The organism is Nocardioides sp. L-11A, from assembly GCA_029961745.1.
GTDB lineage: Bacteria > Actinomycetota > Actinomycetes > Propionibacteriales > Nocardioidaceae > Nocardioides.
The window spans coordinates 2,230,814-2,252,961 of the sequence record CP124680.1; the positions used below are offsets into that span (position 1 = coordinate 2,230,814).

The 22,148-nt window shown below is 70.8% G+C and carries 21 protein-coding genes and 1 tRNA gene; 18 read left to right on the plus strand and 4 right to left on the minus strand.

Annotated elements, in window-relative coordinates; all coding sequences use genetic code 11:
- Positions 1–290: 290 nt before the first annotated feature.
- From QJ852_10610 to QJ852_10620, 3 genes are all read left to right on the plus strand, one after another.
- Positions 291–659, plus strand: coding sequence for a helix-turn-helix domain-containing protein (locus QJ852_10610; protein ID WGX98880.1), 369 nt, complete (start codon positions 291–293; stop codon positions 657–659).
- Positions 660–662: 3 nt separating this feature from the next.
- Entirely contained in the window at positions 663–1,235 is a 573-nt protein-coding gene (locus QJ852_10615; GenBank protein WGX98881.1) for an ImmA/IrrE family metallo-endopeptidase, read from the plus strand.
- Between the two features lie 193 nt (positions 1,236–1,428).
- Positions 1,429–1,818 carry a sulfate permease gene (locus QJ852_10620; protein ID WGX98882.1) on the plus strand — a complete coding sequence of 130 codons (390 nt, stop codon included), beginning with the start codon at positions 1,429–1,431 and terminating at the stop codon, positions 1,816–1,818.
- An 11-nt stretch (positions 1,819–1,829) separates the two neighbouring features.
- Here the strand turns inward: QJ852_10620 and QJ852_10625 are convergent, their stop codons facing one another.
- Positions 1,830–2,192, minus strand: a complete 363-nt coding sequence (locus QJ852_10625; GenBank protein WGX98883.1) for a hypothetical protein — start codon at positions 2,190–2,192, stop codon at positions 1,830–1,832.
- A gap of 184 nt (positions 2,193–2,376) precedes the next feature.
- Positions 2,377–3,168: a YggS family pyridoxal phosphate-dependent enzyme gene (locus QJ852_10630; protein WGX98884.1), complete on the minus strand. Its 792-nt coding sequence runs from the start codon at positions 3,166–3,168 to the stop codon at positions 2,377–2,379.
- A 23-nt stretch (positions 3,169–3,191) separates the two neighbouring features.
- Here QJ852_10630 and QJ852_10635 point away from each other — a divergent pair, with 23 nt between their 5' ends.
- From QJ852_10635 to QJ852_10660, 6 genes are all read left to right on the plus strand, one after another.
- Positions 3,192–4,553, plus strand: a complete 1,362-nt coding sequence (locus tag QJ852_10635) for an aminotransferase class I/II-fold pyridoxal phosphate-dependent enzyme (GenBank protein WGX98885.1) — start codon at positions 3,192–3,194, stop codon at positions 4,551–4,553.
- Between the two features lie 10 nt (positions 4,554–4,563).
- A tRNA-Cys gene (locus QJ852_10640) sits at positions 4,564–4,634 on the plus strand.
- Positions 4,635–4,662: 28 nt separating this feature from the next.
- Complete coding sequence (gene glyA, locus QJ852_10645) at positions 4,663–5,946, plus strand: serine hydroxymethyltransferase (protein ID WGX98886.1); 1,284 nt, start codon at positions 4,663–4,665, stop codon at positions 5,944–5,946.
- A 35-nt stretch (positions 5,947–5,981) separates the two neighbouring features.
- Entirely contained in the window at positions 5,982–6,545 is a 564-nt protein-coding gene (ahpC, locus tag QJ852_10650) for an alkyl hydroperoxide reductase subunit C (GenBank protein ID WGX98887.1), read from the plus strand.
- Positions 6,545–8,107: an alkyl hydroperoxide reductase subunit F gene (gene ahpF, locus QJ852_10655; GenBank protein WGX98888.1), complete on the plus strand. Its 1,563-nt coding sequence runs from the start codon at positions 6,545–6,547 to the stop codon at positions 8,105–8,107. The genes ahpC and ahpF overlap by 1 nt, the downstream gene beginning before the upstream one ends.
- Before the next feature lie 141 nt (positions 8,108–8,248).
- Positions 8,249–9,496, plus strand: coding sequence for an amidohydrolase family protein (locus QJ852_10660; GenBank protein ID WGX98889.1), 1,248 nt, complete (start codon positions 8,249–8,251; stop codon positions 9,494–9,496).
- Between the two features lie 68 nt (positions 9,497–9,564).
- Here the strand turns inward: QJ852_10660 and QJ852_10665 are convergent, their stop codons facing one another.
- Both QJ852_10665 and QJ852_10670 read right to left on the minus strand, forming a co-directional pair.
- Entirely contained in the window at positions 9,565–11,913 is a 2,349-nt protein-coding gene (locus QJ852_10665; protein WGX98890.1) for a DPP IV N-terminal domain-containing protein, read from the minus strand.
- Positions 11,914–11,985: 72 nt separating this feature from the next.
- Positions 11,986–13,014 (minus strand): Glu/Leu/Phe/Val dehydrogenase dimerization domain-containing protein, encoded by a 1,029-nt coding sequence (locus QJ852_10670; protein WGX98891.1) that lies wholly within the window; start codon positions 13,012–13,014, stop codon positions 11,986–11,988.
- A 214-nt stretch (positions 13,015–13,228) separates the two neighbouring features.
- Here QJ852_10670 and QJ852_10675 point away from each other — a divergent pair, with 214 nt between their 5' ends.
- The 9 genes from QJ852_10675 to QJ852_10715 all read left to right on the plus strand — a co-directional run bounded on the left by QJ852_10675 (position 13,229) and on the right by QJ852_10715 (position 22,143).
- The gene (locus tag QJ852_10675; GenBank protein ID WGX98892.1) at positions 13,229–13,654 is read left to right on the plus strand and encodes a cupin domain-containing protein; all 426 of its coding nucleotides are present in this window, start codon (positions 13,229–13,231) and stop codon (positions 13,652–13,654) included.
- Positions 13,645–14,430 carry an SDR family oxidoreductase gene (locus tag QJ852_10680; protein ID WGX98893.1) on the plus strand — a complete coding sequence of 262 codons (786 nt, stop codon included), beginning with the start codon at positions 13,645–13,647 and terminating at the stop codon, positions 14,428–14,430. The genes QJ852_10675 and QJ852_10680 overlap by 10 nt, the downstream gene beginning before the upstream one ends.
- 84 nt (positions 14,431–14,514) lie before the next feature.
- Positions 14,515–15,408, plus strand: a complete 894-nt coding sequence (locus tag QJ852_10685) for a carbon-nitrogen hydrolase family protein (protein ID WGX98894.1) — start codon at positions 14,515–14,517, stop codon at positions 15,406–15,408.
- Complete coding sequence (locus tag QJ852_10690; protein WGX98895.1) at positions 15,405–16,334, plus strand: ABC transporter permease; 930 nt, start codon at positions 15,405–15,407, stop codon at positions 16,332–16,334. Before QJ852_10685 ends, QJ852_10690 begins: the two co-directional genes overlap by 4 nt.
- Before the next feature lie 8 nt (positions 16,335–16,342).
- Entirely contained in the window at positions 16,343–17,227 is an 885-nt protein-coding gene (locus tag QJ852_10695; GenBank protein WGX98896.1) for an ABC transporter permease, read from the plus strand.
- Between the two features lie 69 nt (positions 17,228–17,296).
- The gene (locus QJ852_10700; GenBank protein WGX98897.1) at positions 17,297–18,874 is read left to right on the plus strand and encodes an ABC transporter substrate-binding protein; all 1,578 of its coding nucleotides are present in this window, start codon (positions 17,297–17,299) and stop codon (positions 18,872–18,874) included.
- Positions 18,874–20,169, plus strand: a complete 1,296-nt coding sequence (locus QJ852_10705) for an amidohydrolase family protein (protein WGX98898.1) — start codon at positions 18,874–18,876, stop codon at positions 20,167–20,169. The genes QJ852_10700 and QJ852_10705 overlap by 1 nt, the downstream gene beginning before the upstream one ends.
- The gene (locus QJ852_10710; GenBank protein WGX98899.1) at positions 20,162–21,172 is read left to right on the plus strand and encodes an ABC transporter ATP-binding protein; all 1,011 of its coding nucleotides are present in this window, start codon (positions 20,162–20,164) and stop codon (positions 21,170–21,172) included. Before QJ852_10705 ends, QJ852_10710 begins: the two co-directional genes overlap by 8 nt.
- Positions 21,169–22,143: a dipeptide ABC transporter ATP-binding protein gene (locus tag QJ852_10715; GenBank protein ID WGX98900.1), complete on the plus strand. Its 975-nt coding sequence runs from the start codon at positions 21,169–21,171 to the stop codon at positions 22,141–22,143. The genes QJ852_10710 and QJ852_10715 overlap by 4 nt, the downstream gene beginning before the upstream one ends.
- Positions 22,144–22,148 lie beyond the last annotated feature (5 nt).

The window sequence follows — 22,148 nt, forward strand, 5'->3', positions numbered from 1 at the left end:
GTTCGTCTGTTCGATCACCGTAGTTACTGCCACCGACATTGCTGCGTCGAGCAGGGTGCGGCTCGTTGCTACTTCTTCTTGCCGCGCTTGCCGGTGGTCTCGTTGGTCGTGGTCTTCGGGTGACGCCTCACCGTGGACTGCTTCACGAACCGACCCGTGACCGCGCTGCGCCCTCGCTTGCCTGCCATGCTCCTCACCTCCTCAGCGTTCTAGACTCGATGCTGCGTTTCAATTCTAACACACTCCGTGTCGGACGCGACGTGCTGTCGCAGATGTGACACACTGGTTGCATGGCCAAGACCACGATCAACACGGCCGCGCTCTACTCCGCCCTAGACGCCGCGCGTCAAGAGCGCCAACTCTCCTGGCGAGCGCTAGCTGGCGAGATCGGCGTGAGCCCTTCTTTGCTCTCCCGGCTCGGCAACGGCCTCAAGCCGGACACCGACGGCTTCGCCACGATCATCGCCTGGCTCCGCCTTCCGGCCGAGGACTTCTTCGAGCACGAGGGAGAACGTGACGCCAACGACGACCGCGAACCCGACCTCATGGCCCAGCTCGCACCGCTCCTGCGCGCCCGGAAGGACCTCAGCGAGACCGACGTCAAGTACCTGCAACAAGTCATCGGCGCGACCATCGAACGTGCACGGGCCCAGGGATGACTCGTGCGTCGAGGATTCAAGACCGAGGCGAAGAGTCTCGCGCTGGAGCTACGGGCCGAGATCGGCCTCGACGCCCATGCGCCGTTCGACCCCTACGCCTTCGCGTCTGAGTACGGCATCCCCGTCGTCCAACTCAGCGACCTCGATGGTGTGGCGCGCGACCACTTCCTGCGAGCGGACGGAAGCGCACTGTCCGGGGCGCTGATCCCGAACGGGAGTGGCGTGGTCATCCTGGAGAACGACGCTCAGCCCCTGACCCGTCGTCGCACCACCATGTGCCACGAACTCGCCCACGTCGTCCTGGAGCACAAGTTCGGCGTCTCTCTTTCCGACGAGCGGAAGTGCGGGCTCGGCGGCGACCAAGAAGCCGAAGCCGACTGGCTCTCAGGGGAGATGTTGATTCCCAACGACGGAGCATTCCGGCTCGCCCGAGCGAACGCCACCGACGAGGAGGCAGCAGATGCCTACGACGTCAGCTTCGCCGTCGCCCGCTGGAGGATGAATCACAGCGGCGCTCGCAAGGTCATGGAACGCGCTCGCGCCAAATGGGCCAACACACCCAGCTCCTACCGATAACCGCGATCCAGCTACCGGCGATCGACCCGTGCTCGGAGCGAGTTCGCCCGTCCCTTCCGTCCTGTCCGGCCCGGGCGTAGACTCGGCGTTGAGGCGGATTTCTCCTCTGTAGCGCGCCGCTCGCGGCAGACCCCTGGGTCACTCTTCAACGCACTGCCTCACCAGATGCACTGTGCGATGGAGAGGAAAGACCATGATCCGTCTGATCTGGGCCGTCAGCGTCCACACCCGCTACTTCCTGCGACGCTACATGCCCACCAACATCCTGCTGGATGCGATCCGCACCCGCCGTGGTTTGAAGTGGGGTATCCCCGCGATGCTTCTGGCGATCCCGTACGTCCTGATTGCGAACGTCTGTGTCCAACTCATCGAGGACGGCGCCCCCGGATGGTTCCACCTCATAGTGCTGTGGGCAATCTGGAACATGCTCAAGATGCTCTGGATCGGGCCGGTCAGCGCTGTGCTCCTAATCCGCGCCCGTGTCCGCGAGTCCGTCACCGCCCGTCGCGAGCGCGCCAACTCGCCCGCCGAAGCAGACGACGCCGAAGAGCGTGCCGTGGTGAACGCGATAGGTATCCGGTGAGGTGTGAGAACTCAGGCACCTGGCCGGCGACGACCGCCAGCACGGATCGTCCCACCGCACGCGATCACCGCCGACCGCACGGCCTCGTTGCTGACTGCGTGTCGCGCGGCGACCTGAGCGAGCGTCATCCCACCCGCATAGAGATGAGCGGCGTCCTGTCGGATCGCGTCCGGCAACTCCGGTCGACGCGCTGCCAAGCCCGCCTGCCGAGCTATCTCCCGCACAGTGCCGCGGTGCACGTTGAACCGCGCCGCCAGCTCCCGCACGGGCACACCATCGGCGTACCCGGCGATCAGCTCGGCTCGATTCGAGACGCTTAAACGGGTTTGAGACTGACGCGATTTCCCACGCACGGGACCGCGCTCATCGGTCATCCGAGCATCCCGAGCGCGCGGCCGACGAGCCCGAGAACCCCGTAGCACACGGGAAATCAGCGATCCGAGCGGCTTCCGGGGGTTTGAGAAGCTGCTACGGAGGTCCACCGAGAGACAGACAGAAGGCCGGATCCGCGAGGATCCGGCCTTCTGCGCTCCGTCCACCGCCCGCGGAGACCGCTGGTCAGCCTCCCGTGGATCCCTCGGGCCAGTAGTAGTGGTCGGGGGTCGAGCGGGCGCCGAAGATCGCCTGACCCACACGGACGCAGCCGGCCCCCTCCTCGACGGCGACCTCGTAGTCGCCGGACATGCCCATCGACAGCTCGCCGGGGCCGATCAGGGCCGGGTCGGTCTCCCGGGCCCGGTCGCGCAGCGTGCGTAGCAGCCGGAAGCAGGCCCTGACCCGGGCGGTGTCGGTGGTGAAGACGGCCAGGGTCATCAGCCCGCGCACCCGGAGGCGGGGAAAGCGGGGGAGTGCGGCGAGGAACGCAGGCAGCTCCTCGGGCGGCATCCCGAACTTGGAATCCTCGGCCGAGGTGTTGACCTGGACGTGTACGTCGAGCGTGCGCCCGGCCGTCTCGAGCCGTCGGTCGAGGGCCTCGGCGACCTTGAGCCGGTCGAGGGCCTGGAACTCGGCCGCGAACGCGGCGACGTCCCGGGCCTTGTTCGACTGGAGGTGGCCGATCACCGACCATGCCACGGGTAGGTCGGCGAGCGCGCGGTGCTTGCGCAGGGCCTCCTGCACCTTGTTCTCGCCGAGGAGTGTCACGCCGGCGGCGACGGCGAGCCGGACCCGCTCCTCGGGGACGGTCTTGCTGACGGGCAGCAGCCGGACCTCGGCGGGGTCGCGTCCGGCGCGTCGCGCCGCCGCGTCGATGCGTCCGCGGACGGCGGCGAGGTTGTGCTCGACGTCGGCGACCGTGTGGGCGGTCGGGTAGTCCGCTGAGAGCGGGGAGGGGCTCGAAATCTCTGGCATAGGTCATATGTTAGCGTTGACCTATGCCAAAACAGAGGGACCTCGGAGGCCGGCCCAGCGCCCCGATCACCGGTGCCACCGCGGGCGAGATCGCGGCGAGCGTCCGGGACCACGTCGACAGTGGCGTCCTCGCTCCGGGCGCCCCGCTGCCGCCGGTGCGCCAGCTCGCCGAGGTCCTCGGCGTCAACCGCAACACCGTGGTCGCGGCGTACCGTCAGCTCGTCCAGGCCGGCGTCGCCCAGACCCACGGCCGCGCCGGCACCACCGTCGCCGAGCCCCAGGAGAGTGCCGAGGAGGGCTTCGCCCGCGACACGGTGCTGCGCGACGTCGGGCACGGCAACCCCGCGGCCGACCTGCTGCCCGATCTGTCCGCCGGCCTCGCTGCGGCATCCCGGCCGCCCACGCTGTACGGCGAGCCGGTGATCGATCCCGAGCTCGCCGAGTGGGCGACCCGGTGGATCGCGGTCGACCACCCGCGCGACTTCCGGCTGACCCTCACCCACGGCGCGGTCGACGCCGTTGAGCGGCTCCTCGCCCAGGCGCTCACCCAGGGCGATGCGGTCGCGCTGGAGGACCCGTGCTTCCTGGCCAGCATCCACACCGTGCGCCTGGCCGGCTACCGCACCGTGCCGGTGCCGATCGACGAGGAGGGGATGACCGTCCTCGGCCTGCGCGCGGCGCTGCGCGCCGGCGTACGCGCGGTCGTGTGCACCCCGCGCGCCCACAACCCGACGGGGGCGAGCCTGAGCGCGGCCCGCGCCGCCGACCTGCGCGCCGTCCTCGCCGAGCACCCCTATGTGCTGGTGATCGAGGACGACCACTACTCCCGGCTCGCCACGACCGGCTATCACAGCATCATCGGCCCGGAGCATGCCCGCTGGGCGCTGGTGCGCTCCGTCTCGAAGTTCCTCGGCCCCGACCTGCGCCTCGCCTTCGTCGCCTCCGACCCGGAGACGGCCCGCCGGCTGGCCACCCGGATCAGCCCCGGGACGACGTGGGTCAGCCACCTGCTCCAGCGCCTGGCGCGCACGCTGCTCCTCGACCCCGCCGCCGGCCGCCAGGTGGCCGCCGCTGCCGCGCACTACGCCGAGCGCAACACCGCCTTCGTCGCCGCGCTCGCGGGGCACGGCATCGCCGCCCGGGCGGGCGACGGCCTCAACGTGTGGGTCGACGTCCAAGGCGACGCGGCCCGGGTCGGGCGGCGCCTGATGCGGCGCGGCTGGCTGGCCCGGACCGGAGGCGACTTCGCGCTCGGCACGGCCGGGAGCGCCGCCCGGCACCTGCGGCTGACCGTCCACGACCTCGACGCCGACGCGGCCGACCGGCTCGTGGCCGATGTCGCGGAGGCGGTGGCCGGCCGCCCGACGACGGGCCCGACGGCCTGAGCGTCACCCCGGTGGAGTGGCCGAGTGGCGAGGCCGCGGTCCGCAGCACCGTGCACGCAGGTTCGACTCCTGCCTCCACCTCGACATCCCCCTGCCCGGAGAGGACACCATGACCATCGCCGAACCCCGCCCCACCACCCGCGTGCTCACCGCCGACCTCGGCGAGCTCGACCCCGCCATCGCCGATGTGCTGGACGCCGAGCTGCGCCGCCAGCGCGCCGGACTGGAGATGATCGCCAGCGAGAACGTCGCGCCTCGCGCCGTCCTCCAGGCGCAGGGATCGGTGCTCACCAACAAGTACGCCGAGGGCTACCCCGACCGGCGCTACTACGGCGGCTGCGAGCACGTCGACGTGGCCGAGAACCTCGCCATCGAGCGCGCGCGGGCGCTCTTCGGGGCCGCCCACGTCAACGTGCAGCCGCACTCCGGCGCGCAGGCCAACGCCGCAGTGCTCGCCGCGGTGGCCCGGCCCGGCGACGTGCTGCTCGGCCAAGAGCTCTCGCACGGCGGCCATCTGACCCACGGCATGCCGGCCAACTTCTCCGGCAAGCTCTACGCCGCGCGCTCCTACGGCGTCGACCCCGCGTCGTACCGGCTCGACATGGAGCAGGTCCGGGAGCGCGCGCTCGCCGAGCGACCCCGGGTGCTCATCGCGGGCTGGTCGGCGTACCCGCGCCACCTCGACTACGCCGCGTTCCGGTCGATCGCCGACGAGATCGGGGCTGTCCTGTGGGCCGACATGGCCCATGTCGCCGGACTCGTCGCGACCGGGCTGCACCCCGACCCGGTGGCGTACGCCGACGTCGTCACCACGACCACGCACAAGACCCTCGGCGGACCGCGCGGCGGGCTGATCCTGTGCGGTGCGGACCTGGCCCGCAAGGTCGACGCGGCGATCTTCCCCGGCCAGCAGGGCGGCCCGCTCATGCACGTCATCGCGGCCAAGGCGACGGCGCTGCTGCTCGCCGGCACGCCGGAGTTCCGCGAGCGCCAGGAGCGTGTGCTGCGCGGCGCTCGGATCGTCGCCGAGCGGCTCACCGCGCCCGACCTGGCCGCGGCCGGGATCTCGGTGCTCACCGGCGGCACCGACGTCCACCTGGTGCTGCTCGACCTGCGCGACGCCGCCCTGTCCGGGCTCGACGCCGAGCGCCGTCTCGGCGACCTCGGCATCACCACCAACCGCAATGTCGTCCCCTTCGACCCGCGCCCGGCCACGGTGGCGTCGGGGCTACGCCTCGGCACGCCGGCGCTCGCCGCGCGCGGCTTCGACGACGCGGCGTTCACCGAGATCGCCGACATCGTCGCCCGAGCGCTCCTCGGCGCCGACCCCGACGTCCTGCGCACCCGTGTCGACCGGCTCGTCGCCGAGCACCCGCTCTACGACGCCGCCTGAGCCTTCCCGAACACCCACGACCCCCGGAGAACCGCATGTCCCTCGTCAACACCACCGTCCCGCCGTTCCGCGTCCACGCCTACCAGGACGGCGCCTTCCTCGAGGTCACCGACGACGACCTCCGCGGGCAGTGGAGCGTGCTCGTCTTCTACCCCGGCGACTTCACCTTCGTCTGCCCGACCGAGCTCGAGGACCTCGCCGACCGGTACGACGAGTTCCGTGCGCTCGGCGTCGAGGTCTACGGCGCCTCGACCGACAGCCACTTCGCGCACAAGGCCTGGCACGCGACGTCCGCCGCCGTCGGCAAAGTCCGCTACCCGCTGCTGGCCGATCCCACCCTCCGGCTCTCCCGTGCCTTCGACGTGCTCGTCGAGGAGGACGGGCAGGCGCTGCGCGGCACCTTCGTCATCGATCCCGAGGGCACCATCCGCACCGTCGAGGTCCATGACGCGGGCATCGGCCGTGACGCGGCCGAGCTGCTGCGCAAGGTCAGGGCGGCGCAGTACATCACCGCCCACCCGGGCGAGGTCTGCCCCGCCCGGTGGGACGACGGTGCCGACACCCTCACCCCGTCGCTCGAGCTGGTCGGGAGGATCTGATGCTCGACCCCGCGCTGCTCGCCCAGATCGGCACGCACCTCCAGCGGCTGCGGACGCCGGTCGAGCTGGTCGCCGGCCTGGACGATGGCGCGGCGTCCCGACGCACCTGGGAGCTGCTGGGCGAGCTCGCCGCAGCGAGCCCGCTGGTCAGCGCCGTGCGCGCGGATCCCGAGCCGGGCCGACGGGTCCCCTCCTTCCTGGTCACGCGACCGGGCGAGGACACCGGCGTCCGCTTCGCCGGCCTGCCCCTCGGCCACGAGCTCGGCTCCCTCGTGCTGGCGATCCTGCACGTCGGCGGGCACCCGCCGAAGGAGGAGGACGACGTCCTGACCCGGGCACGCGCGCTGAGTGGGCCGCTGCACTTCGAGACCTACTTCTCGGTGACCTGCCAGAGCTGCCCGGACGTCGTGCAGGCCCTCAACACCCTGGCCGCACTGCACCCGGACGTCACGCACACCGCCATCGAGGGCAGCTCCTTCGCCGCCGAGATCGAGGAGCGCGGGGTGCTGAGCGTGCCGTCGGTCTTCCTCGACGGCGAGCCCTTCGGCCAGGGGAGGATGGGGCTGTCGGAGATCCTCGCCCTCCTCGACGGGCCGGCGGGGGAGGACGACGTCGCGGACCTCACCGGCCGCGCGCCGTACGACGTGCTGGTGGTCGGTGGCGGCCCGGCGGGCGTGACCGCGGCGATGTACGCCGCCCGCAAGGGCATCCGCACCGGGTTGCTCGCGGAGCGGCTCGGCGGTCAGGTTCTCGACACCGCCGGCATCGAGAACTTCCCGTCCGTGCCGCGGACCGAGGGGACGCAGCTGGGGGCGGCCCTGGAGCGCCACGTCCGTGAGCACGACGTCGACGTGGTCGCCACGCACCGGGCGACGGCGGTTCGGCCCCCCGCCGTCACGGGCGACCCGATCGCCGTCGAGCTGAGCAATGGCGCGACCCTCGCCTCGCGCACCGTCGTGATCGCGACCGGTGCGCGCTGGCGCACGCTCGGGGTGCCGGGGGAGGAGGAGTACCGCAATCGCGGCGTCACCTTCTGCCCGCACTGCGACGGGCCGTTGTTCCGCGGCAAGCGGGTGGCCGTCGTCGGGGGCGGCAACTCCGGGGTGGAGGCCGCGATCGACCTGGCGGGCCTGGCCGCCCACGTCACGCTGCTCGAGTGGGACGACGCGCTCCGCGCCGACGAGGTGCTGCAGCGCTCCCTGCGCGGGCTGCCCACGGTCGAGGTCGTCACCGGTGTCGCGACGGAGGAGGTGCTCGGCGACGGCCGCCGGGTCACCGGCCTGCGCTACGCGCGCCGCGACGACGGCAGCGTGCGCGAGGTGCCGGTGGACGGGGTGTTCGTCCAGATCGGCCTGCTGCCGGCCACGGAGTGGCTGGCCGGTGTCGTCGGGCGCAACGAGCGCGGCGAGGTGCTGGTCGACCACCGCGGTCGCACCGACGTGGTCGGCGTGTTCGCGGCGGGGGACTGCACCGTGGCGCCGTACAAGCAGATCGTCACCTCCGCCGGTGACGGGGCGACGGCGGCGCTGTCGGCCTTCGACCACCTGATCCGCTCAGCCTGAGCCCGTCGGACGCTCGACTGATAGGCGATCAGGCCGACTCGGCCACCATGTGTAAGAAGAAAGTTCCCATCTGGTCATCAAATGACAGTAGTCTGTGCGTTGTGCGCGAGCAGGTGGCACGCACGCCGCACGCCGTCGCCGATGACCAGGAGGTGTGACATCCACACGACAATCTTCACGAACGCCACGATCCTCGACACCGTCGCGGGAGAGCTGATCCCGGACCGGGCGGTGGTCGTCGAGCAGGGCCGGATCGCCGACGTCGACGCCTCCGGCACCGCCGTCCCGGAGGGCGCGACGGTGGTCGACGTCCGCGGGCGGACGCTGATGCCGGGCCTCATCGACTGCCACACGCACCCGGCCGTCGTGGACATGGACGTGACGGGGATGGCCGAGTGGTCGCCGACCTACGTCGCCGCCCGCGCCGCGCGCGCCCTCGAGGGCATGCTCGGGCGCGGCTTCACCAGCATCCGCGACGTCGGCGGCGGCGATCTCGGCCTCGCGCGCGCCGTCGAGGAGGGCTACTTCCCGGGGCCGCGGATCTTCTACGGCGGCAAGCAGCTGACCCAGACGGGAGGTGCGGGGGACTGGCGATCTCCGTCGCGCCAGGTGTACGACGCCAACTACTACACGCCGGCGATCGGCGTGATCTGCGACGGCGTGAGCGAGGTGCGCCGTGCGGTCCGCGAGGAGGTCCGCCGTGGAGCGCACCACGTCAAGGCCTATCTGAGCGGCGCGGTCGACTCGCCGTCCGACCGGGTCGACTCCACGCAGTTCTCGCTCGAGGAGCTGCGGGCCATGGTCGAGGAGGCGACGGCCGCCAACATCTATGTCGCCGGCCACGCCTACACCTCCCGGGCCATCAACCGCGGTCTCGAGTGCGGGGTGCGCACCATCGAGCACGGCAACCTGATGGACGAGAGCAGCATCCCGCTGTTCCACCGGTACGACGCGTTCTACGTGCCGACGATGGTCACGTACCACGCGCTGGCGCGGGCCGGGGAGCAGGGACACCTGCACGGTGACGTCGGCGCCAAGCTGACCGACGTGCTCGACCGGGCGATCGGGGCCCTCGAGCTCGCGCACCGCTCGGACCTCAAGATCGCCTACGGCACCGACCTGTTCGCAGACATGCACGATGCCCAGCTCGAGGAGTTCGTGCTCCGCTCGGAGGTTCAGCCGGCGGCGGCGATCCTCCGCTCCGCCACGGTCGTCGGGGCGGAGCTGCTGGGGCGCAGCGGGGAGCTCGGCGTGGTGGCCCCGGGCGCCCGCGCCGACCTTCTGGTCGTTGACGGCGACCCGCTCTCCGACATCCGCGTGCTCACCCGCCCCGAGGAGAACCTGAGGGTCATCATGAAGGACGGCCGGATGGTCAAGAACGAGCTCTGACCCGGAACGCCGCAGGCGCCGAGCCGTCCCTCGGACGGCTCGGCGCCTGCGTGCTGGTGCTGGTGTTCCTACCGGATGGCGGCGACGAGGTCGAAGTCCGCCGGTGGTGTCGCACCGAGCAGATGCTCCACGAAGTAGTCCCACATCCGCCGGATGAAGTAGAAGTCGGTGCGGAAGAAGTCGTGGGTGCGACTGGGGAGATAGAGCAGGTCGAAGCTCTTGTTCGCGCCGATCAGCGCGTCGGCCAGCTGCAGGGTGACGGCCGGCATGGCACTCTCGTCGAGGTCGCCGTACGCGAGCATCAGGCGCCCGCGCAGCCTGGCCGCCAGTGGAGCGTTGTCCAGCGCTCGGTAGTTGTCCGGGACCGACTGGGGGCTCGGACGAACGCGGCCGTCGCCGTAGGCGGGCAGTCCCAGCAGGTGCTCCATGGCGTAGAAGCCCTGATAGTTGTGCGGCCCTGCCGACGAGACGCACACCTTGAAGAACTCCGGGCGTGACAACATCGCGCGGGCGGACACGTAGCCGCCGAAGGAGTGGCCGTAGATCCCCACGCGGTCGAGGTCGAGCCCGCCGTGGCGCGCGGCGATCTGCTGGATCACCGCGACGTGATCGGCGAGGCCGGGATCGACGAAGTTCCCGTAGCCGACGTTCGTGAAGGCGCGGGACCGGCCACGTGTGCCGCGAGCGTCGATGGTGACGACGACGAAACCGAGTGCGGCCAGACTGGCGCGGGACACGGGATTGAAGGTGGACAGCGCGTCGACGAAGCTCCGTGGCGCGTTGAGGGTCCACGGCCCGCCGTAGGTGGCATCGATCACGGGATACTCGGAGGTGCCGTCGAAGTCCGTGGGGAAGTAGACCACGGCATAGACGTCGGTCTCGCCGTCGGCGCCCTTCGCGTGGACCCGCGTGGGCGGGCGCCACCCGGCTGCGTAGGCGGCGGATGCGTCGGCCGTTTCGAGTCTCATGACGACGCTGCCGTCCTCGCTCGACCGGACGACACTGACCGGTGGTTCCGAGACAGTCGAATAGGTGTCGATGAAGTAGTCGCGGTCGGGCGAGAACGCCTGTCGTCCCGGTGCCGCGGGCAACAGCGTGGGCAGGGGCGAGGGGATCTCGTGCTCGGCGTCCTCGGGCGTCAGGAGGAGCGGGTCGCTGCCGTCCAGGGAGACGCGGTAGAGGTGCCGGTAGTACGGATCGCGACCTTCCTCGCGTCCGCACGCTGTGAAGAAGACGCGCCGCCTGCGGCCGTCGACCTCGATCAGATCGCGAACCAGCCAGTCGCCGTGCGTGAGCTGCCGCTTGAGTGCCCCGCTGGCCAGGTCATAGAGATAGAGATGCCCCCATCCGTCTCGCTCCGAGAACCAGACGACCTCGCCGCTCTCCTGAAGGACCCGCACGTTCGGTGGGCTGAAGAGGATGGTGTGGGGCAGGACGCTGCTCGTCGCGGCGGCCTCTTCGATGACCCGCCGCGAGGTGCCGGCCGCCACGTCGATCTCGACGAGCGCCATCGAGCGCCAGCCCTCGGTGTGGGCGATCCGGTAGGTCGTGCGAGCGTCCGCGGACCAGCCGAGACTCGTCGTATCCATGGTCCAACCGCGGCCGATGTCGATCGTGCGCTTCTCGCCGGTCGACGCGTCGATCGAGAAGATCTCCTGCTGGGGCTGGTCGGGATCGCCGAGCAGTGCCAGGCGGAGGGGGTGCAGCTTCGGCCGGAAGGTCCCGTCGCGAGGCACCGATTCGACGTACGGGTAGATGGGTACCGCTCGCTCGTCCCAACGGGTGCCGAACAGGTGCTTGCTGTCGGGCGCCCACTCCACGCCGACGGGAGGCATGGGCGTCTCGGCCGCGCGCATCAGCACCGACTGCGAGTGGTCCGGCAGCTTGCCGTAGGCGAAGTGACGCTCGCCGTCGCTCGTCAACGCGCGCTCGTCACCATCGCCTGGTCGCCGCAGCCAGAGGTCGGCCTCTCGTACGAAGGCCGCGTGCTCGCCGCTCGGCGCGGTGATCGCCGCACTCGGGGCCGGCGCGGGCATCGATGTGGACTCGTAGTCGGAGAGATCGCTCCTCACCCGGCTGCCGTCGGGAGTGGTCAGCGTGACCAGCAGAGCGTCACCGATCTCCTCGACCTGCTCGACACGTGCGGTTCCGTTGCGCACGGCAGCCGCGGCGGGCGAACCGCGGAGGGCCTCCGCGAGCCGCGCGCCGTCCAGCGGGGCCGCTCGGTGACGTTGCGCGATATCGACCACGGCGAGCTCCGGGCCGTCCGCGCCGTCGCGTTCGTACCAGAAGCGGTTCGAGTCCAGCCATCGAGCCGTGACGTGCCCGTTCAGGACGGCGTCAGCGAGGCTCGAGTCGAGCACCTTCGCCGCACGCGCGTAGTCCTCGGCGGACACCTCCGGTGGTGTGCGTGTCACTACTTCTGAATCTCCTGTCCCTGTCCGCGGGGTGCGGTGTCGACGTGGGGTCGGTTCGTCGCGTGCGCGGCCCTACCGGGCGGCGGCGACGATGTCGCGGGCCGTCGCCAGGGCCGCCGCGAGCGGCGTCGTCCCCTCTGCTCGGCCGCGCTGGATGAGGTGGGTGACGCGATCGCCGATCCGGGCGATCGCTTCGGTCGTCCGCGCCTCGTCCCATCCCTCCCGCATCGCCTGGACGTGGATGACGCCACCTCCGTTGGCGACGAAGTCGGGAACGTAGAGGATCCCCCGGGCGTGGAGCTCGTCGGCGCACCGGTCGTCCTCGAGGGTGTCGTTGGCGCCGCCGGCCACGATCTGCACCGGCAGCGTCGCGATGTTCTCGTGGGTGATCACCCGGGCGGTGGCGCACGGTGCGAAGACGTCGGCAGGCGTGCCGAGGACCTGATCCGGAGCGACGGAAGCAGCGCCGAGCCGCTGGGCGAGCGAGGCCGCCCGCGCCGCGTCGACGTCGCTCACCGTCACGACGGCTCCAGCCTCGCTCAGCAGCTCCGCGAGGCGTCCGCCCACGTGACCCACGCCCTGCACCAGGACCCGGATGCCCGCGACACCCTCGGCACCGAGGTGTTGGCCGACGGCGGCGGCGATGGAGTGGTAGACGCCGAGCGCGGTCCAGGGCGAAGGATCGACATCGGTGCAGGACACCTCGGTCCCGGCCGATCCGACGGTCTGCAGGTCGTGCGGGCTGGTGCCCATGTCGACCCCGGGGACGTAGGTGCCGCCGAGCCGGGCGATGAATCTGCCGAACTGCTCGAAGAGCGCGTCCCGGCCGCGCGGGGGTGTGCCGTCGTGCAGGATCACGGACTTCGCCCCGCCGAACGGGACGCCCGCCATCGCGTTCTTCAGGGTCATCGCGGACGCCAGTCGCTGCGCCTCCTCCGCGGCGGCCCACATGTCGCGATAGGGCCGGTACCTGATACCGCCGAGGCCGGGCCCGAGCGTGGTGTCGTCGATCGCGATCACGGCCCGGAGGCCGGTCGCGGTGTCCCTGCAGGTCACGAGCTGCTCGCTGGTCTCGAGTGCCAACGCCTGGTGGTCGCTCACGGGGGTCCTTTCACGAGAGGGGTTCGGGAAGAAGGAGCGAGCTCCGGAAACGCGGGGGAGTCGCATCCGTAAGGAGACTAGGGGAAGGATTGACCGGATGTAAATCAGATCAACCTGTTGACTGTCGTACGACAGTATGAAAGCGTCTGGCGCCATGCAGTTGATAGTCGCTGCATCACCGTGAACCTTTCGTGACGCTTGAGGAGCACCACCGATGAACGACCCCGCCACCCACTTCGCGACCGCGGCGAGCGGCACCCCGACGGGGACCGGTCGGTATGTCGATCGCACCGCGATCACGCCCGTCGAGATCCTCCCGGGGCTGTCCTTCCAGCCCGTCATCGGCACCGACACGCTGCTGAACTTCGTCACCTACGCGCCGCACTCCGAGGCCCCGCTCCACACGCACGAGGAGGAGCAGGTCGTGCTGGTGCTCGAGGGGGAGCTGCACTTCCAGCTCAACGAGCACACCCGTGTGATGCGCCCCGGCGACGTCGCCGTCGTGCCGCCGTGGGTGCCCCATGGCGCGCACACGCTCGACGTGCCGTGCGTCCAGGTCGACTTCTTCAACCCGCCGCGCCAGACCCTCGTCGCGCAGGCCGACGCGGCGATCGCCCCGTCCTCCCAGCTGTGCGGCTAGGGCTCGACGGCCGGTGCGCCCTGGTCACCGGCGGCACCAAGGGCATCGGCTTCGCCGTGGCCCAGGAGCTGTTGCAGGAGGGGGCCCACGTCACCATCTGCGCGCGGACCGCCGGAGACCTCGACGCCGCGGTGGACCGCCTGGCCGGGATCGGCGGCGGGCGGGTGCGGGCCGCGGCCTGCGACGTGACCGACCCGGTCCAGGTGCGCACCCTGGTCGCCGATGCGGTCGACGCCTACGGCGCCCTGGACATCGTGGTCAACAACGCCGGCGGGGCGACGCCCGGATCCTTCGCCGAGCTCACCAATGAGCAGTGGCAACGTGACATCGAGATCAAGCTGTTCGCCCAGATCAACGTGACCCGCGAGGCGCTTGCGCACCTGCGGAAGTCCCCGGCGGCCCGCGTGATCAACATCGGTGCGGTGTACGCGCGCAATCCCGACGCCTCCTTCCTGGCGAGCTCGGTGACGCGCGCGGCGTGCCACAACCTGACCAAGGTCCTCGCCCAGGAGTACGGGGCCCACGGCATCTTGGTGAACGCGGTGAACGTCGGGCTCATCTCGACGCCTCAGTGGGACTCGCTGTGGCAGCGCAAGGCGCCCGGCACGGATCGGGACGAGTTCCTCGGACAGTTGGCCCATGACCAGATCCCCCTGGGTCGGTTCGGGACCGCCGCGGAGGTCGCGGGCATGGTCGCCTTCCTCGCGGGGGAACGGGCCTCCTACATCACCGGCGCGACTATCGACGTCGCCGGCGGCATGGGGCGGTCGGCGTGACGCGGGCGCGTCCGTGCCGGCCCATCGGCTCCGGAGGGCGGGCTCCGATGTCCGCCCCCGGTACGACCGGACGGGGAGAGACCCATGGCTGAGACGACGTTGGCGGTCGCCAACATGGTGGTGACCCGCGACAAGGCCACCAATCTGCGAACGATCCTCCGCCTCGTGGACGAGGCCGCCGACCAGCGCGCCGACGTCCTGGTGCTTCCGGAGATGTGTCTCCAGGGCTTCGCGGACTTCTCCTTCGGGCTCGGCGACGAGCGCGTCGCCGAGCAGAAGCGCTACTACTTCCACGAGTCGGAGCCGATCCCGGGCCCGAGCACCCTGGCCGTCCAGGAGCGCGCGGCCCAGCACGGGATGCTGGTGCAGTTCGGTCTCGCCGAACGGGCCCTGCACGGCAACCTCGTCTTCAACAGCACGGCACTGGTCGGCCCGGAGGGGGTCGTTGGTGCGTACCGCAAGGTCCACAACCCGGCAGAGTCGGTGTACTTCGGGTCCGGGGAGCGCACTCCGGTCTTCGACCTCGGCTTCGCCACCGGTGCCAGCATGATCTGCTACGACCTGGCCTTCCCCGAGCTCGCCCGGGTGTTCGCCCTGCAGGGGGCGACCGTGCTGCTGATGTCCACGGCATGGCCGATGCGCGGTCGTGATCGCGACGACGACTACCACGGCGCCGCCATGGACCTGGCCGCCCGCGCGAACGCCTTCTTCAACCAGTCGTGGTTGCTGGTGTCCAATCAGTGCCAGGTCGAGGAGAAGCTCCAGTACTGGGGGCACAGCCAGATCGTGGATCCCTTCGGCACGGTCGTCGCGGAGTTGGCCGACGAGGAGGGTGTCATCTCCTACACGGCCGATCTGGGTGAGGAGATCCTCCGGGCGCGGACGGCCGGCTTCTTCGGGCTCAACCTCCTGCAGGACCGGCGGCCCGAGCACTACGCGCTCGTGTCGGCCCAGGACCACTACCGGGCCGAGCGATGATCTCCTACGCGCTGCGCCGGCTCGCCGCGGTGGCGGGCCTCCTCGTCGGGGTCTCGGTCGTCGTCTTCGCGATGATCCGGCTGATCCCCGGCGATCCCGCGCGCGTGCTGCTGGGAGCCAGCGGTGGAGACACCGAGATGCTTGCCGGCATCCGTGACGAGCTCGGGCTCGACGATCCGGCGCCGGTGCAGTACTTCCGGTGGATCGGGCAGATCTTCCAGGGCGACTTCGGACGCTCGTTCAGCCAGCAGAAGCCGGTCTCCGAGCTGATCGTGGCGAATGCCGTGCCCACCCTCCAGATCACGGCGATCGCGATGCTGGTCTCGTTGGTCGGAGGAATCGTGGTCGGCACCATCGCGGCGCTGCGCCGGGGCTCGCTCCTCGACACGGTCCTCATGGCGTCGTCGGTGTTGCTCCTGTCGATCCCGTCGTTCTGGCTGGGGCTGCTCCTGTTGCTTCTCTTCGCGGTGAAGATCCCGATCTTCGACGTCCTCGGCGGGACCAGCTTCGCCGGCGCGATCCTCCCCGGCATCACGCTGGGACTGGCCGGCATCGGCTACATCGGCCGGTTCGTCAGATCCAGCATGATCGAGGCCCACCGCCAGAACTTCGTGGTCACGGCGCGCGCGAAGGGCATCAGCGAGTGGCAGGTGCTGGCGCGGCACACGGCGCGCAACGCGATCCTCCCCGTCCTCACCATCACCGGCCTGCAGGTCGGCAGCGTGCTCTCCGGAGCCGTGATGATCGAGATCGTCTTCTCGCGTCCGGGACTCGGGCGCCTCCTGGTCGACTCGATCCTGGCGCGCGACTACCTCGTCGTCCAGGCGGTCGTGCTGCTCACCTGTCTCCTCTACGCGCTGATCAACCTGGTCGTCGACCTGCTCTACCCGGTCGTCGACCCCCGCGTCCTGCGAGGAAAGCGATGAGGTCACCGATGAAGAGCCAGTCGTCGCCCACGGACACAACGCGCTCGGTGCCGACCCACCGGTCGCAGCGCCTGCGTGCCCTGGTCGCGCACCGCAGCCTGTCGCTCGGGCTGCTCCTGCTCCTGGGCGTCGTGTTGTTCGTCTTGCTCGCCCCGCTCTTCGGGCTCGCGGACCCGGAGCGGAGCAACCCCACGTCCACCTTCCTCGCTCCTTCGGGCGAGCATCCGTTCGGCACCGACTCCTTCGGCCGCGACCTCCTGTCCCGAGTGGCGTACGGCGGTCGCACGACCATTGCCGCCAGCGTGGTGATCGTGGTCCTGGGTGGGATCGTCGGCACGACGATGGGCGTCGTCGCCGGCCTGTACGGCGGTCCCGTCGGATTCGTCCTGATGCGGATCGTGGACCTGCTCCTGGCCTTCCCGGGGATCCTGCTCGCTCTCGCGGCAGGCGCGGTGCTCGGCCCCGGCCTGCGCAACGGCGTCCTCGCCATCGCGTTGGTGGCGGTCCCGGCCTACGCCCGCATGGTCGAGGGAGCGACGGTGGAGATCCGCCAGCGCCCGTACGTCGACGCCGCGATCGCCCTCGGTGCGAGCCGGGCACGGATCGCGTGGACCCACGTGCTGCCCAACGTGCGCTCGGGGATCCTGGTGATGACCACGACCTGGACCGGGTTCGCGGCCCTGTGGATCGCGGCCCTCGGCTTCCTCGGGATGGGGGTGTCCCCGCCGAGTCCCGAGTGGGGCGTCCTGCTCAGCGGCGGACAGGACTACATCTCCTTCGCCTGGTGGCTCACCGTCTTCCCCGGCGTCTTCCTCGCCACCTACGTCGTCGCGGTCAACCTCATCGGTGACGGCCTGCGCGACGCGCTCGACCCCGCCCTCTCTCGGCACTGACCCGAACAACGGCCCGGCGATCGCCTCGCACGTCGCCGAAGCCGCCACAACAACATGTTGGGAGTTTCCATGTTCACCAAGCGCCATCGACTCGCCGCGACCGCGGGGATCGGCCTCCTGGCCGTCGCAGCGGCCGGCTGCGGCGGCTCGTCGTCCTCGTCCGAGGACGGCGACCTCACGACCCTCTCGATCGCGTGGGCCGACAGTCCTTCACCCCTCAACCCGGCCGTGACGAGTTCGGCGAACACCGCGAACATCGTCGCGAACATCTTCGACCGACTCGTCTGGCTGACCCCGGACTTCGAGGTGACCCCGTGGCTCGCCACGGAGTGGGAGGTCGCTCCCGATGGGCTGAGCTACACCTTCACCCTGCGTGAGGATGTGACCTTCCACGACGGCACGCCGTTCAACGCCGACGCCGTCGTTCAGAACATCGACTACATCACCGACCCGGCGACGAAGTCGACGGCCGCGATCCAGCAGCTCGGCACGTGCACCACGGCCACGGCGGAGTCGGAGTTCGTGCTCCGGTTGAGCTGCGACGAGCCCTACGTCCCGCTCCTCGCCAGCCTCAGCTCGCCGTACCTGGGCATCCAGTCGCCCGCGGCGATCGCGGAGCACGGCGCGGCGATGTCCACCGAGATGGCCGGCACCGGACCGTACGAGCTGGAGAGTGCCACCGCCGACGAGAGCGTGGTGCTGAAGGCCTACGACAAGTACGACTGGGCGCCCGAGGCGGCCGGCTTCGGCGAGAAGGGCCCGGAGCGGATCGAGTTCAAGACCGCCCCGAACCCGCAGGCGCGGGTCGCCGCCCTGCAGGCCGGTCAGGTCCAGGCGGCTCAGCGGATTCCCGGAGCGCTCTTCAAGTCGCTGCGAAGCGGCTATGACGTGGTCGAGCGGGATTCTCCCGGGCTGGGCTTCTTCAGCTCCATCAACACGTCGCTGTTCCCGACGGACGATGTCGCCGTCCGACAGGCGATCCTCTACACCGTCGACCGGCAGGCAGTGGTCGACCTGGCCGAGTCGGGTGCCTTCGAGCCGAGCAACACGGTTCTCCAGCCGGGGACCTTCGGCTACGACGAGTCGCTGGAGAGCCAGTTCCCGCACGATCCGGACAAGGCCGCCGAGCTGTTGGAGGGCGCCGGATGGACCCGGGACGGCGACGCCTGGACCAAGGACGGCAAGCCGCTCACGCTGACGATCGGCACGTTCTCCGACGTCCCGCAGTACGTGAACATCGCCGAGGCCATCCAGGCCCAGCTGCGTGACGGCGGCATCGCCGCCGAGATCGAGCTGCAGGGCCGGGCGGCGTACCTCGAAGCCGGCGACGAGGGCAGGAACAACCTGACGCCGTCCTCCTTCGCCGCGCTCGATCCGGTGCTGCTCGACCAGTGGTTCGTCAGCGGTGCCTTCTTCAACTGGAGCAAGGTCGCCGACGAGCAACTCGACACCCTGCTGGAGGACGCGGCGGCCACCAGCGACCTGGAGGAGCGCAAGAGCCTCTACCTCGACGCGCAGAAGCGGATCCTCGACCTCGGCCTGCTCCTGCCCGTGCGTCCCGATCAGGACCTGATCCTGATGGACAAGGGCGTCGACGGCCTGGTCATCTCCGGTGGCGGGTACCTGCACTTCGCGGGGGTGTCCTGATGGCCTACACCCCGGACGAGCAGACCTCGTGGGTGGTGCGAGCCGACCGGCTCGTCGACGGCACCGGAGGGCCGGTGATCGAGGATCCTGTGGTCCTCGTCGAAGGAGGTCGGATCACGGCCGTTCACCAGGGGGCGCTGCCCGAGGGTCTCGACGTACCGCACGCCCGGCAGCTCGACCTGGCCGGACACACCCTGCTGCCGGGGCTGACGGACGCCCACGTGCACCTCAACCTCCCGGCCGACGGGAGCGAGTTCGAGACCTGGTCCCGCGAGTCGGACGGGGTCTTCGTCGCGGCCGCCGCGCACGGTGCTCGGACGGCTCTGGACGCTGGGATCACGACCCTGCGCGACGTCGGATCGCGCGGGTCGACGGTCTTCGACCTGCGGCGGGCCGCCGACCTCGGGCGGGGGGTCGCTCCGCGGCTGCTGGTGAGCGGGCACCCGCTGACGATCACCGGCGGCCACGGCCACCCGCTCGGCGGCGAGGTCGACGGTGAGCAGGACCTGCGCCGCGCGGTGCGGGAGCTGAACAAGGCCGGGGCCGACTGGATCAAGGTGATCGGCTCGGGCGGCGGCACCAGGGGGACGCTGGTCCACCGGCCGGCCTTCACCCGCGCCGAGCTGACGGCGATCGCCGAGGAGGCCCACCGGCTCGAGCTCAAGGTCACCACGCACACCGTCTGTGCCGAGTCGCTCGAGGACGCGATCGCCGCCGGGGTCGACGGGATCGAGCACGGCCTGTTCCTGGTGGACTTCGAGCACCAGGAGTACTCCCCGCAGGTCGCCGAGCAGCTCGCCGCGGCGGGCATCCCGGTCACCTCGACCCTCGTCGTCGGGTACGACGTCGTGCGCTCGGTCGACGCGCTCGACGAGCCCGACCAGGAGCAGCGCATCCAGCGCGACCGCTGGGAGCGGATGCTGGGCGACACGCTCGAGCAGTTCGCCAAGATGCGCGCACTCGGCATCGCCTTCATCTCGGGGACCGACGCCGGCTGGCGCTTCACGGACTTCGACAGCCTGCCGGACGAGCTGTGGCTGATGACCGAGGGCGGCATGTCCGGCGTCGAGGCGATCCATGCGTCGACGGGACTCGCGGCCGAGGTGCTCGGGTTCGCGGACCGGGCCGGAAGCGTGGTCCCGGGACTGGCGGCGGATCTCGTCGCCGTGGCCGGCGACCCGCTCGCCGACCTGCGGCGGCTGCGTGAGCCGACGATGGTGATGCAGGCCGGCCGGCTCCACCGCCATGACGGCGGGGCCGCCCCGGCCCGACTGCCGGAGGACAGCGATGGCTGACGCCGTGCCCGTGCTGGAGGTGACCGATCTGTCCGCGGAGTTCCCCGCGGGCGAGCGCCGGGTCACCGTCGTCGACGGAGTGAGCTTCTCCGTCGGCGCCGGCGCGAGCGTGGGCCTCGTGGGGGAGTCCGGCTCGGGCAAGAGCGTCACCGCGATGTCGGTGATCGGGATGATCCCTGCCCCGGGCCGGGTCGCCGGCGGCACGGTGCGGTTCCAGGGTGAGGACATCACCAGTGCGTCGACGAAGGCCATGCGCCGCCGCCGGGGCAAGGACATCGGACTGGTCCTGCAGGATCCGATGACCGCCCTCAATCCCGTCCAGCGGGTCGGCCCGCAGATCGTCGAGGCGATCCGTGCGCACCAGCGGGTGAGCAAGGAGGAGGCTGCGGGGCGGGCCGTCGAGCTGCTCCGGCAGCTGGGCATCCCCTCGCCCGAGCAGCGCTTCCAGGAGTACCCGCACCGGCTCAGCGGCGGGATGCGGCAGCGCGTGGTGCTCGCGATCGCGCTCGCCAACGACCCGAGCCTGCTGGTGCTCGACGAACCGACGACCGCCCTGGACGTGACGGTGCAGGCGCAGTTCCTCGACCTGGTCAAGGAGCTGCGCTCCCGGATCGGCACGGCCATCGTGATGATCACGCACGACATCGGCGTGGTGGCGGAGGTCTGCGACGAGGTCGTCGTCATGTACGGCGGGCGGGTCATGGAGCAGGCGCCGGTCGCCCTGCTCCTGGCCGAGCCCCTGCATCCCTACACGATCGGACTGCTCGGATCCGTCCCCACGATCGGGAACCGGACCGACACCCTCGCGACGATCCGGGGCGCGGTCCCGCCACCGGACGCCATGCCGCCCGGCTGTCCCTTCGCCAATCGGTGCGACCACGCCACCGCGCGGTGCGAGGAGCGCCCGCCGATGATCCGCTTCCCCGGCGGCCGATCGGTCGCGTGCTGGCTGCACGTCGATCCCGCACCGGCCACGACGTCCACGACAGGAGGGGACCGATGACCGAGTCCTCGTTGCTCGAGGTCCGTGACCTGCACACGCACTTCCCGGTCAAGGGTCCCGGTGGCCGGGTTCAGGCCGTCGTGCAGGCCGTCGACGGCGTGTCCTTCGACATCCCGGCGGGCCGGACCCTGGGGCTGGTCGGGGAGTCCGGCTGCGGGAAGAGCACGCTGGGCCGGACGATCATGAACCTGGAGCGGGCCACGTCAGGCTCCGTCACGCTGGCCGGCCAGGAGATCTCGCAGCTGAGCGGGAGCGCCCTGCGGCGTACCCGCGGCCGGGTGCAGATGATCTTCCAGGACCCGCTGAGCTCGCTCGACCCGCGGATGCGCGTGGAGCGGATCGTCGGCGAGGGACTGGCCGTCCAACGGGTCGGGCGGGCCGAGCGCGCGGAGCGGGTCGCCGAGGCGTTGGAACGGGTCGGCCTGCGCCGGGACCTCGCCCGGCGATACCCGCATCAGTTCAGCGGCGGGCAGCGGCAGCGGATCGGGATCGCCCGGGCGCTGGTGATGAATCCCGACCTGGTCATCGCAGACGAGGCCGTCTCGGCCCTCGACGTCTCGGTCCAGGCCCAGGTGCTCAACCTCATGCGCGAGCTGCAGCAGGAGCTGGGCCTGGCGTACCTGTTCATCTCACACGACCTCGCGGTCGTCGAGCACGTGAGCGACCGCGTCGGTGTGATGTACCTCGGGAAGCTGGTCGAGCTGGCCGACGCCGAGGACCTGTACGCCGAGCCGCTGATGCCCTACACCCAGGCTCTCCTCTCGGCGATCCCGTCCGCCGGTGGCGCTGCCGCGGGAGGCCGTGAGCGGATCGTCCTGTCCGGCGATCTGCCGACCCCGCTTGCCCCGCCCAGCGGGTGCAGGTTCCGAACCCGATGCTGGAAGGCGCAGGATGTGTGTGCGAGTGAAGAGCCGGCCCTTCGCGAGGTGCGGCCGGGCCACTGGGCCGCGTGTCACCTTGTTGACGCGTGAGGCCG